The 12,695-nt window shown below is 37.4% G+C and carries 12 protein-coding genes; 7 read left to right on the top strand and 5 right to left on the bottom strand.

Annotation, left to right across the window (positions count from 1 at the left end):
• Positions 1-232: 232 nt before the first annotated feature.
• From JM83_RS04160 to JM83_RS04145, 4 genes are all read right to left on the bottom strand, one after another.
• Entirely contained in the window at positions 233-1,132 is a 900-nt protein-coding gene (locus JM83_RS04160; RefSeq protein WP_144959649.1) for an IS1595 family transposase, read from the bottom strand.
• Between the two features lie 193 nt (positions 1,133-1,325).
• Entirely contained in the window at positions 1,326-1,583 is a 258-nt protein-coding gene (locus tag JM83_RS04155; RefSeq protein WP_144959647.1) for a hypothetical protein, read from the bottom strand.
• Positions 1,584-1,644: 61 nt separating this feature from the next.
• Positions 1,645-4,473: a TonB-dependent receptor gene (locus JM83_RS04150; protein ID WP_144959645.1), complete on the bottom strand. Its 2,829-nt coding sequence runs from the start codon at positions 4,471-4,473 to the stop codon at positions 1,645-1,647.
• Between the two features lie 94 nt (positions 4,474-4,567).
• Entirely contained in the window at positions 4,568-5,875 is a 1,308-nt protein-coding gene (locus JM83_RS04145) for a hypothetical protein (protein WP_144959643.1), read from the bottom strand.
• Positions 5,876-6,199: 324 nt separating this feature from the next.
• On the opposite strand from JM83_RS04145, the gene JM83_RS04140 reads away from it, so the two are divergent.
• Complete coding sequence (locus JM83_RS04140) at positions 6,200-6,883, top strand: response regulator transcription factor (RefSeq protein WP_144959641.1); 684 nt, start codon at positions 6,200-6,202, stop codon at positions 6,881-6,883.
• Positions 6,883-7,962, top strand: a complete 1,080-nt coding sequence (locus tag JM83_RS04135) for an ATP-binding protein (RefSeq protein WP_144959639.1) — start codon at positions 6,883-6,885, stop codon at positions 7,960-7,962. The genes JM83_RS04140 and JM83_RS04135 overlap by 1 nt, the downstream gene beginning before the upstream one ends.
• On the opposite strand, the gene JM83_RS04130 is transcribed toward JM83_RS04135, so the two are convergent.
• Positions 7,900-8,958: a glycosyltransferase gene (locus JM83_RS04130; protein WP_144959637.1), complete on the bottom strand. Its 1,059-nt coding sequence runs from the start codon at positions 8,956-8,958 to the stop codon at positions 7,900-7,902. The two genes, JM83_RS04135 and JM83_RS04130, sit on opposite strands and share 63 nt — an antisense overlap.
• A 563-nt stretch (positions 8,959-9,521) precedes the next feature.
• Here JM83_RS04130 and trmB point away from each other — a divergent pair.
• The 5 genes from trmB to JM83_RS04105 all read left to right on the top strand — a co-directional run bounded on the left by trmB (position 9,522) and on the right by JM83_RS04105 (position 12,661).
• Positions 9,522-10,196, top strand: a complete 675-nt coding sequence (gene trmB, locus JM83_RS04125) for a tRNA (guanosine(46)-N7)-methyltransferase TrmB (RefSeq protein WP_144959635.1) — start codon at positions 9,522-9,524, stop codon at positions 10,194-10,196.
• Positions 10,197-10,200: 4 nt separating this feature from the next.
• Positions 10,201-10,824 (top strand): LysE family translocator, encoded by a 624-nt coding sequence (locus JM83_RS04120; protein ID WP_144959633.1) that lies wholly within the window; start codon positions 10,201-10,203, stop codon positions 10,822-10,824.
• Positions 10,825-10,826: 2 nt separating this feature from the next.
• The gene (locus JM83_RS04115) at positions 10,827-11,168 is read left to right on the top strand and encodes an MGMT family protein (protein WP_144959631.1); all 342 of its coding nucleotides are present in this window, start codon (positions 10,827-10,829) and stop codon (positions 11,166-11,168) included.
• Between the two features lie 116 nt (positions 11,169-11,284).
• Entirely contained in the window at positions 11,285-12,415 is a 1,131-nt protein-coding gene (locus JM83_RS04110) for an Mrp/NBP35 family ATP-binding protein (protein WP_144959629.1), read from the top strand.
• Positions 12,416-12,661, top strand: coding sequence for a NifU family protein (locus tag JM83_RS04105; RefSeq protein WP_144959627.1), 246 nt, complete (start codon positions 12,416-12,418; stop codon positions 12,659-12,661).
• Positions 12,662-12,695: the final 34 nt, after the last annotated feature.

The raw sequence follows: 12,695 nt of genomic DNA, 5'->3' as shown, positions 1-12,695 counted from the left end.
AAAAGTTTTTGATATGGCAGGTACTGGTGATCTATTAGGATTAAAATATACCTTAATTGCTGCAGTAGTATTTGAATCATCAGAGTCTGATGCTTTTATCCTCGCAATAATATACCAATAGCCCTGCAAACCAGGAGTAAAATCAGTATTTGTATAAAAGGTCTGATTAAAAAATCCATCTGTACATTTGCTCCTATTGCTGGAATACTTATAGTTTTATAGAGGTGTCCAATTAACTACTTATTGAAATTTGTTCATAAGTCAGTGGTTTGGATTCAATCCTCCTGTTAATTAGATTATCAAATATTGTTTCCTTGCTGTTCGATCTGTTAAGTCGGTAACTGTACTCATCTAAATACTTTTCAATATGCCCCTCATGCATCCATGAAAAAGTGCTCCTTAACCAAGATTTCACGTGATGGGTTATCGTGTTCATTTCAAAAAATGTAGCACCTTTATTACTCTTTGTTTGAGTTATGTCATACAAGCCCATTAATGGTTCATGCCCTGTCCATTGGTCTGTTTCCACCTTTGCTGTTGTTGAAATATGGGCATCGAATATTTTTTCTAATGATGTAGATGAATAATCTTTGATACTTTTGAAATGGGCTCTTTTAACACCACCTTTTTTGTCGATTTCAACAGCTGCCACTACTTTTTTTTTCTTGGTATTTGTACTTCTTCCGGGTTTTAAATCTTCTTTTCCCCCAAACACAAATTCATCAACGATAACAGTGGCTGTAATTGGGTAGCATTCACTGCTTTTCATAGCACTCCGAACTTTATGCATAAACAACCAAGTTGTGCTCCTGCTAACATTTACTCGTTTTGCCATTTGGCGTGAAGACATGCTTTTTGTTGTGGCACTCATTTCAAAGACGATCATAAATGCTTTTCTTACACCAATTTCAACTTTGTGAAACAAGGTATTGGCAGTTGGGCTTTCAATATGGTGGCATCTATTGCAATCCCTGGCTAAATTAGCTTTACGGATCGTGAATTTTGTATGTTCACATTTTACACAAAGGAAGCCATCCTTCCATTTAGGATTTGCTGAATATTCCAAACAATCCAAATCGGTTTTAAATTTATCAAAATATTCCAGCATCCCTTGGCCCTTGGATTTTTCCATTTTCCTTTTATTTTACCTAACAAAATATAAGTATTTAGGTAGACAGCTCTATCAATAATATTTAAATTAAATGGTTTATAATAATAAGTATTGCATTAAAGTTCTTGTAATGTTGTCTTAATTTTAATAAATGGTTATTATAACAACAAAAACCGCCAATTGGCGGTTTTTCATCATATCTAATTTTGAATGGCTAATTCAAATTATTGGATGAATGTGATGTTCTAACCTGTCCATCCAAACAAAGAAGCATCTTCTCCTGTGTTTCCTTCAACGACATTAAATTGATAGTAGCACCAACTTCGTTCTTTATGTCTGTGCCATCAGCGGAACCAACAGCAGAAACGTTAATGGATGTTGTAGCTGCTTTAGCTCCAGGTCCATATGTTAAATTGATGTAATCTGAGGCACTACTTGGATCTCCATCTCCTCCTTCTACAGCAACTATCATGATAATTCTATTGTTAATTTTTATAGGCTGCCTCTTTCGGTTTTTTAATGCAGTACTACAATTAGAATTTATAAGAATAACTTAAAGATATTGGCTGTCCCGGACTTCTTTTTGAGAAGATTTGATCTTCAGCATTAAAGGACTGGAACCTGCTTTCTATGACCTCATCCAAAATATTGGAAACTTTTAATGAGATGACAGAATTTCCGGTTTCTCCAAATGTTTTATTCACATTTAAATTTAAACTGTGAAAAGGCATGGTGTAAACATCCGGAACGGTACCTAAACCTACCAATTCCAGGGTTTTTCCCTGAACGTTATAGAAAATGCCTGCTTGCCAACCGTTCTCATTATTGTTATAATTAATTCCTGAATTGATAAGGTAAGGAGATTGGCCCTGAAGTTCCCTGCTGCCATCAAATTTCTCACCCACTCTTAAATTGCGCTGCTTCGATTCAAATTCCCCGTTTGGGCTCCTGTCCATTTTAACTTCGGAATCTATTAGGGATATATTTAAATTGACAGCAAATTTTTCAAAGGCCGGGGAAATAAAATCCAGGTTCTTTCTCACTTCAAGTTCTATTCCATATACTATAGCATCATTTACATTTCTGGGCTGAAAATTATCTGCAGAAAAATCACTGTAAATAGACAACTCGATTGGATCGGTAAAGGATTTATAAAATCCGCTTATGGCTAATAACTCTGTTGATTTCCCGAAAATTTCATAACGGATATCCAGATTGTCAATATAAGTTGGACGAATATTGAGATTCCCAATAAACGTCCTGTTGGTTAAGGGGTCGTAAATTTGAGCGATAGAGGCTTCTTTAAAGGAAGGCCTTGCTGTAGTTCTGGCGTAAGACAAACGAAGATTTGCATTATCTGTAGTGCTGTAAATAATATTGGCCGAAGGAAAAATATCGGCTTTATCTATTAGGTGTTCGTTATCCAGTTTTAAATCGCCAAGATTATTCTGGCCTGTATAGAACAAATCGAATTTTTCAAATCGCACTCCTAAAATGGTTTTTATTTTATCTGAAATATTGAATTCTTCAGAAATATATGCAGCTGCATTAGTATTATATGCATCAAAGGTATTGGCAGGTTCGTAGAAACCATTTAGATAAGATCCAGTTCCGGATTGTGGTGTCCAGATATTTCCGGGAGTTAAAATCTGGTTGGCATCACCATTGTAATTTTGGCTAACCGAACCTTGAATTAAAATTTGGTATTGATCTATACTGAAATCCCGTTGCTTGTATGTGTAACCTCCGCCAAATTTTAGGGTTGCATTTCTTTTAAAAAGATCGTGTCTTTTTGAAAGATCAAGTTTGCTCACCAAATTGATCTCTTCCAGATCCCTCCAAATTCTTGTTGGACTTTCAGAAGAACTTGGACGAATACTATAACTTCCGGAATTATTGTCAAATTCAAAAGCAGTAATCCGCACATCTTTATCGTTTACCTGTGCAAGTGATGGAGAAAGTTTCCATTCTGTAGTCCAGCTTGCATCTTTATTGGAATGTTTCCCTGATAATATAGCATTGGTAATGGAGCGTTGTGTATATTCAAGGTTATCCCGAAAAACCTCAATAGCATCTGCAACGAAGATATTTTCATTGAAATATCCTGCAGTGGATTCTCCATTTTGAATGTGCAGTATATTTAACTGGTATTTTGATTTTTGGGTTTTAAAGGCTAATCCGGCCATTCCGCTTAATAAAACCTTATTTTTCCCATAATCGCCCCTCAGGGTTCGCGCAGGTCTAAGTTCCAATTCATTTGTCTCCCGAGGTTTTAAATAGGAATTGCTCTCATAATTTTCATAAAATTCCGTAGTATTTTTATAGGATGCAGAAGCAAAAAATCCGAGTTTGTTGTTTTTTCCCACATCAAATTGATTCCCTGCTGTAAAACCGCCGCTAAAATCTATTGGACTGGTAGCGGTAGAAGCACTTAAAACTGGATTGAATCGCTGGGTAAGCCTAGTCAATGCTTCATCATTATCAAATGGTCTTGGAAAAACCTGTCGCCTCCTAACCGGCAAATCGCGGGTGCCATCATCATAGCCAAGAAAATCGGTATTTCCACCATTATATTGCAAATAATTTGATTTAAGGTGCATTCCGGGATTATAAGTTCCTCCTATTGAAACACTATATTCTGCCCTGGCAGGAAAATCTTTGGTAATTATATTCACCATTCCCCCGGTAAAATCGGCCGGAAGATCGGCGGTTGAGGATTTAATAACTAATACATTATCCAGAATATTTGTAGGAAATATATCCAATTGAATACTGTTCCTATCCGGATCCAATCCGGGAATATCTACTCCGTTCAAAATAGATTTGGTATATCTGTCTCCCAGACCTCTTACATACACGTGTCCTCCATCTTGTACAGATACCCCAGGAACAGTTTTAACCGCAGCTGAAACATCACTGGCTCCTATTTTGCTGAAACTTTGAGAGGACAATCCATCCATTAAATTGACCGAATTTCTTTGAAGGCTAAGCACAGAAGCTTCTGTATCCCTTGCGGTAGTGGTAGTAATTATCACCTCATCCAAAGCGCCGGCCGATGATTTCATGTTGACATTCAGGCTGGTAGTTTCCCCGGGTTTTACAATAACCTGTGAAACTTCAAGGGTTTCATAACCTACAAAGGAAAACACTATGGTGTAGGTGCCTTTATCTGCTGCCAGGGTATAATCTCCTTCAAAATCTGTGGTTGTACCTATAGAGGTGCCTTTGATAAAAACATTTGCAAAGGGCAGCACATCATTTACTTCTGTATCGTTAATGGTCCCGGATATTTTTCCTTTTTGTGCATAAGTGAAATTAAACAATAAACTTAAAATTAAAACTAGTGTGAATTTAGTTTTCATAGAAATTTCAAATAATTAATCTTTATAATAAATTGCCCGACCCTAAAAGGGGCGAGCAATTTGCTGTAGTTTTATATGCTGGTCAATTTTTTTTTTAGAATGCGCCACGTGCTTTGGCAAAGGTCCAATCGAATACCGAAAGGTCTGCACCTACGGTTTGTGATCCGGCTTGTACCGCAGTGGCAAAGTTGGCAGAATCAGCTTTTAGGGTCGTACTATCGGTAGTATCATTAAATAGATCTTCAACACTTGAAACTCCTTCAGGCAAAACTATTTCCCAGGCAGAAAAACTAAGGCTTCCATCGATATAATTTTCGGCTGTACCGGCATCATCAAATTCGAGATCTTGAGTAGCGCCAAATCCTTTAATAAACACATTTTTAATTGTTCCCTTCGCTGCATCCCTAAAATCGGCGATTTCACCTTGTGGAGCACTTGGATCACCAATTATGGTTAAACCGTCTATAGTAAATGCGCCTAGAAGAGTTCCTTCAGGACCATCAATTTCCAAAGCATGGTCTGAAATGTTTCCTTGGATCACCAGTGCATTGGTTATAGTTCCTGAATAAGCCATGTCAACGTCAAGGCCATCATCTCCACCTGCGAAAGCTACTAGATTGGTTGGGTTTACAGTTCCACCAAAAAATTCATAACCATCATCTACATTACCTACAACTTCGATATTATCTATTAAGGTACCGCTACCAACACCACCCATGGACAAACCATTGATTTCATTACCAGAACCAATTAAGGCACCTCCGTGACGGATAGAAACATATTGGAAAAATCCTGAATTATCTTCCGGATCAGTACCACCGAAGCGGCCAAATTCGTCATCGGCAGGGATTCCTTCAATTTGAGATTCCTCAGGATCACCTTCAAATGAACCTGGTGCTTTTCCTAAAATTAAAACTCCACCCCAAAGGCCCCTGTCGTTTTCATCCAGATTAGTTCCGGCCTTTTGGCCTACTTGAATATTATCATTAATAGAGGTAAAAATGATTGGTTCCTCTGCGGTCCCTCGGGCATCAATTAATCCACCTCTACCAACGATTAGTGCAGAAGCCAAAGATCCTGTTCCTTCTGTACCTTTAATAATAGTTCCGGGTTCAATTGTTAAAGTAACTCCATCGCCAACTACTACCTTTCCGTTCAATTCCCAGATAATATCTTTGGTTAAGGTTAAATCCTGAGAAATCAATCCTGATAGATCCGAATCTATATTTGCAGTTTTGCAGGGCACACAAGCGCCACCACAATCTATCCCGGTTTCATTTCCATTCTTAATTCCATCGGTACAGGTTGCTAGTTGTACCAGTGGAGCTGCATTATCATCTTTGCTACAGCTTGTAAAAAGCAAGGCTGTTAATGCCATTCCGGTTAAAAATAATTTTTTCATAAATCGTTAATTTTAAATTTTAATCTGTTTAGGTTTAAATTCAAGACAAATTAACCACCTTAATCCTGTTTAAAGCTTACCTAAACTTTACCTTTGGGTTAATGACGGGCGTTTTAATGTTATCTTATTGTTTAGAAGGAACAATAAGATAAAACCTCAAAATTGATGTTTTTGGGGTCTAGGGCACCGAAATTATTGGGGCTTTAAGGGCTTTAAACCATAAAGGCATTGTTACCTAAGTGTTACCAATAGGGATTTGGATAAAACTATGGGAGATTAATTTTATCTTTACCTATATAATCTCAATGAATAGTTTCAATTCTCATGAAGAAAAAAAACATAACAATTTTGTTGGTGGATGATGAGCCGGATATCTTGGAGATCGTTGGTTACAATCTTTCTGCGGAAGGCTATCATGTAATTACCGCTGAAAATGGTATCGAAGCAGTGAAACTCGCCAAGAAAAAAAAACCACAACTTATCATACTAGATGTTATGATGCCTGAGATGGACGGAATTGAAGCTTGTGAGCAAATCCGAAAAATCCCGGAATTAGCCGAAACCATGATAACATTCCTAACAGCCCGGGGAGAGGATTATTCCCAAATGGCGGGTTTTGATGCCGGCGCAGACGATTATATTACCAAACCTATAAAACCCAAGGTTTTAGTAAGTAAGGTAAACGCTTTGCTTAGAAGATTTAAGGAAACTGAACCCTCGTCCAATATTGTGAAAATTGGGAACCTGGTTATTAATAGGGATGAATATAAAATCATTAATAACGAAAAGGAAATTATCTTGCCAAGAAAAGAATTTGAATTACTTTCACTACTTGCATCCAAACCTGGGAAAGTCTTTAAAAGAGAAGATATCTTGGATAATGTGTGGGGCAACGATGTGGTAGTTGGCGGAAGAACTATCGATGTACATATTCGAAAACTACGCGAAAAAATTGGGGACGACAGTTTTAAAACTGTAAAAGGAGTAGGTTATAAGTTTGTTGTTTAATGGCTAAAAGTTTTAAGCGTTCATATAAATTTTCTTTTAAGACCTCGTTATATCTTTCCATATTTCTCACTTTGATTGTGGGTGTTTTTTCCTTGTGGACTTCAGGATTTTTAATTTGGCCAACTCTTGGTTTTGCCTTAGTTTGTTTTTTGATCTCTTTTATTATAATTCAATATAGGGTAGAACATTTCATTTACAAGCGTATAAAAAACATCTACGATAATGTTGCACTTTTGGACGCAAGCACTTTGGATCCCAGCCAGATCACTACAGATATGGCAACCCTAACCAAGGAAGTAGAAAAATTCGCCAAAGGTAAAAAGCTCGAGATTGAAACTTTACAGGTTAGAGAGACCTATAGAAAAGAGTTTATTGGAAATGTTTCCCACGAACTTAAAACCCCATTATTTACTGTGCAAGGCTACATCCTCACGTTGTTGGATGGCGCCATGAAGGATAAAGCAGTGCGTAAAAAATACTTGCAGAGAGCAAATAAAGGGGTGGAACGGCTTATTTATATTGTAAAAGATCTGGATATGATCACCAAATTGGAAACCGGTGACCTTCATTTAAATAAAGAGGATTTTAATATAGTCGAATTAATCCAGAACGTCTTCGACCTTTTGGAGATGAAAGCTGCAAAAAAAAATATTTCCCTTGTTTTCGACCGCCCTTATAAAGAGCCCATTATGGTAAAAGCCGATATGGATAGAATGCAACAGGTAATTTCCAATTTGGTGGTGAACTCTATTAAATATGGTAAAAAGGACGGGACTACTGAAGTAAGTATCGAGAACCTCATTAAAAATAAGGTGATCATTAGGATCTCAGATAATGGGGAAGGGATAGAAAAAGCAAATATTCCCCGCCTGTTCGAACGTTTTTTTAGGGTAGATAAAAGCGGATCTAGAAAAGAAGGAGGTTCGGGGTTGGGGCTTTCTATAGTAAAACATATTCTGGAAGCACATAATGAGAAAATCTATGTAGAAAGTGTTTATGGAGTAAGCAGCGAATTTTCATTTACACTGGAAAAGGCCAAAAGCAGCACTAAAACTGCTGGTAAAAAAATCAAAGCTTAAACCACTCGTATTTTCCAGATTTTCCAATTTCTTCAGGGTAAATTTATTTTGGTCACAACTGTCCACGAAGCCTTTTTTAGTTAAATCCTTTGCTAAATATTCTTGCTCCGGTTGTCCTGGAGTGGGAATAAAAAAAGCTTTCTTCTCTAATTTCGCAATGTCCATCACACTGGTATAACCAGATCTGCAAATGATGGCTTCGCTACTGTTTAATGCCTCTTCCAATTCTCTTCCAATCAAGTAGTTGTAAATTTTAAGGTTCCCCATTTTCTCGCTTTTAGATTCCTTTTCCAATACTCCTCGAACCACTAAAACGGGAGATGAATAGTTTTTAAATTCTTTCAGAAGTAGTTCTTCTAAAATTTCCCGCTGGGGTTCAGGCCCAGAGAGTAGGATGGCATAGTTGTGTTTAACTGGAAGTTGTAGTTTCGTAAATCTACTTAGGGGTCCAATATATCTTACTGAAAACGGTGTTTTCTCTAAATGTCCCATTTCCCCACTTAAATTAGGTTTCTCTTCAAAATCGGGAACCCAGCATTCCGTGAATTTTGAAATCAATTTTTGCTGAATTTTACTGCTTAACAAAGTTGAACTTCCAGAAAGCACTTTTAACTGATGGGTTATAAATACCGATGGAACTTTTTTGCTTCTCACTCCCCATCTATTGTCAGAAATAATCCCTGAAATGTTGTGGGAATCTACCAATTTTTTTGTTGTTTTTCTTTCTTGCTGAATCGCAGCGATTATTTTTGGGGTTTGACTTAAAAGTTTCAATTTAAAAAAAGTATTCTTTTTTGAATAAGTAATATTATATTCCGGCAAAACATGGTGTTCCAAATCTGGGAATTCCTTCCGAAGTAATTCTAGCGCAGCTCCATCTGAAGCGATAACAGGTTCAAAATCTTGACGAACTAGTTCATTGATTATTGGGATGCATCTTGTTGCATGGCCTAAACCCCAATTTAATGGGGCAACTAAAATCCGTTTTTTCGACATAAGCAAATATAATCAACCCATTGTTGAAACAAGAAACGTGCATTAATCCCTTATTGAGGGTTTAATTCCCCGAGGCTTGCCTCGAATTTTTTAAAAATATTTTCCAATACATACCTCGTGGGCTTGCCCCGGGGTTCTTGGTTTATATGTATATTCGTTTTTTGTCCTAATATTTCTTTCGTCACCCTGAGACCCGTGATAAAAAAGTTATCCAGCGTAGGAAATTGACGTGTTTTTTATATAAGCTGAGGGGATGCTGAAACAAGTTCAGCATGACGACAATTTCGCATCGTCACCCTGAACTGGTTTCAGGGTCTTGGATTCACAAATAAATAAAAATTCGTCAATGGTAATTTATTTCAGGGTCTCAATATTGCATTGATTTACATTGAAATGAGATTCTGAAACAATTCTGCTACATATCGGAACAGAATGACGTCTTTTTCGTTTAAGATACTTTAGGGACAAACAATTTAATTTTTAAAAATATCCAAAACACATAAAAATCCAATAATGACTTTCTGATCTATTTTAGTTAATTTTGGCAAAATATTCAACTACACGTGGGCAGCAAGAACAAACTCAAGAGATTTAGGGAAAATGAAAGTTTTAACAATGTTGTTCAGCCATCCAGGCAAGAAATTGTAGATCACACCTATCCTCTTAAAGGGAATTGGAACAAAGATTTTTTTAAGAACAACAATCCTATAGTTTTGGAATTGGGTTGTGGAAAAGGGGAATATAGTGTTGCGATGGCCCAAGCCAATCCGGATAAAAACTTTATTGGGGTGGATATTAAAGGTGCCCGTTTTTGGAGGGGCGCAAAGACCGCTGTTGAGGAGGGCATGAAGAACATCGGATTTATTAGAACCCAAATAGAACTTATAGAGTTGTTGTTCGAAGAAAATGAAGTGGATGAAATCTGGATCACCTTTCCAGATCCTCAAATAAAATACAAGCGCACCAAGCATAGGTTAACAAATTCTGAATTCCTTAAAAAATATAAGCATATCTTAAAACCAGGGGGCTTGGTAAACCTAAAGACAGATAGTGAGTTTATGCATGGATATACATTGGGGCTGCTACATGGGGAGGGACATGAAATCTTGCATGCTAACCATGATGTGTACAAAAATGTATATTCTCCAAAAGAGGTGGTGGGGATACAAACTTTCTATGAAAAACAGTACCTTGAGCAAGGGAAACCCATTACCTATATTCAATTTAAGATAAAGTAGCAATTTGGAGGAAACAAAAATTTTCCTGATCACATATTTCGCAGCTCTTTTAGGAGTAGTACCCCCTGGATTAGTAAACATGACAGTGGCTAAAACTTGTGTGGAATATGGAAAGAGAAATGGAATTTATGTTGCGATTGGTGCATCCATTATTGTCTTTTTTCAGGCATTAATCGCTGTTTTCCTGGCAAAATATATTTTCGATAATCCTTTTGTCCGCAACATTCTTCTTAGGACCGGGCTTGTTATATTCATAGTCTTAATGATTTATTTTTATATGAAGGCCAGAAGTGATTCCCACATGAAAAAACATTCTAAAAAGGCCAATTCCAACAGTATTTTTAAAGGTATGTTGGTAGCGGTTTTAAATGTATTTCCAATTCCTTTTTTCGTTGCCATTGCTGCAGCCCTAAACGTTGGTGGCGGGGTTAGTTATGATTGGTCTGTGATGTTGTTTTTTGTGTTGGCGGCTACTTTGGGTACATTTACAACCCTATATTTTTATATTTTTTCCTTCTGGAAAATTGAGGATAAGTCGGTAGTTTTCGCTAAATATTCCAATTATTTTATGGCGGCTTTAATGTTGGTTTTAGTGATAATAACCTTGATCAGGATTTTCTATTATTAAAAATGGCCATGGAAACCAACTTTTTTGAGCGAGTTTATGAGGTGGTAAAGCTTATTCCTTTTGGAAGGGTTTCTTCTTATGGAGCTATCGCCAGATATGTAGGTGCGGCAAGAAGTGCCAGAATGGTAGGTTGGGCGATGAACAAAGCGCATGATCTGGAAAATGTACCTGCACAAAGAGTGGTGAATAGATTGGGATTGCTCACGGGAAAACATCACTTTGGAGGCACAAATGCCATGCAGCAATTGTTGGAAAGTGAAGGAATAGTGGTTAGGGATAACCAAATTCAAAATTTCGAAAAAATTTTCTGGGATCCAAATAAGGAATTGGGGAGACCGCTTTAAATTGCTGGAAGATGCATCTATAATTTTCGCGGAATACTTCTTTATCTTTGGGAAACCTTCTATATTTGCATTTTAGAATCAATCTATATAAGAGGTTGAAAATGAAATAAGTTCAAATGAAATTAGAGAGAAAAGATATACTTGCAGCTCTAGAAACTATTTCCCTTTCTGGTGAAGGAAGCAATATGGTGGAAAGTGGCGCCGTGAAAAATGTGATGACCTTTGGAGATGAGGTAGTAGTAGATTTGGTAATGACCACTCCTGCAATGCATATTAAAAAAAGGGCCGAAGCAGATATAATTAAAGTTATTCAAGAAAAGATCTTCGATAAGGCTATCGTAAAAGTCAATATCAAAGTGGAAGCTCCAGAAAAACCTACGATAAAAGGGAAGGCCATTCCGGGCATCAAAAATATAATTGCAATTGCCTCTGGAAAAGGTGGCGTTGGCAAATCCACGGTGACCGCAAACCTAGCCGTTTCTTTGGCCAAAATGGGTTTTAAAGTTGGGTTGTTGGATGCCGATATCTATGGGCCTTCTATGCCCATCATGTTGGATGTGGAAGCTGAAAGACCTTTATCTGTATACATAGATGGAAAGTCCAAGATGAAACCTGTAGAGAGTTACGGAGTTAAATTATTATCCATAGGTTTTTTTACGAAACCAGATCAAGCAGTAGTTTGGCGTGGTCCAATGGCAGCCAAAGCATTAAATCAGATGATTTTTGATGCAGCTTGGGGCGAATTGGATTTTATGTTGATAGATCTTCCTCCGGGGACAGGGGATATTCATTTATCCATTATGCAATCCCTTCCTATCACAGGAGCTGTTATTGTAAGCACACCACAAAATGTGGCACTTGCCGATGCCAAAAAAGGCGTTGCCATGTTTCAACAAGAGAGCATCAATGTTCCCGTTTTGGGGATCATAGAAAATATGGCATATTTCACTCCAGAGGAATTACCAGAGAATAAGTATTATATTTTTGGAAAAGAAGGGGCAAGAAATCTGGCAACCGATCTTGGAGTGCCATTTTTAGGGGAAATTCCACTGGTACAAAGCATCCGTGAAGCTGGAGATCTGGGAAGGCCGGCAGCATTACAAACGGCTACTGCTTTGGAAAGTTCTTTTGAAGAACTAACCAGAAATGTGGTTCAGGAAACAGTAAACAGAAATACAAGCTTGCCTCCAACAGAGGCTATTAAAATAACTACGATGGCTGGATGTAGTGCAGTTAAAAAGAACTAAATGACAACGGAAGAAATCAGGATCAATGTTGAAAAGGCCCTGCAAGAAATTAGGCCTTTTTTGCAAAGCGACGGAGGGGATATCTCCTTGGTGTCTATAGAAGACAATAATCGCCTTGTGAAGGTTCAGTTGGAAGGGGCTTGTGTTGGTTGCCACGTTAACCAAATGACATTGAAATCTGGTGTGGAAATGACCATCAAAAAATATGCGCCGCAAATTGAAAAAGTGGTGAATATTGAAAGGTAAGTGGAATTTTAGCCACTTATCTTTTATTGCAAAT

The organism is Gillisia sp. Hel_I_86, assembly GCF_007827275.1.
GTDB lineage: Bacteria > Bacteroidota > Bacteroidia > Flavobacteriales > Flavobacteriaceae > Gillisia.
This window is presented reverse-complemented; position numbering and strand designations above follow the sequence as displayed.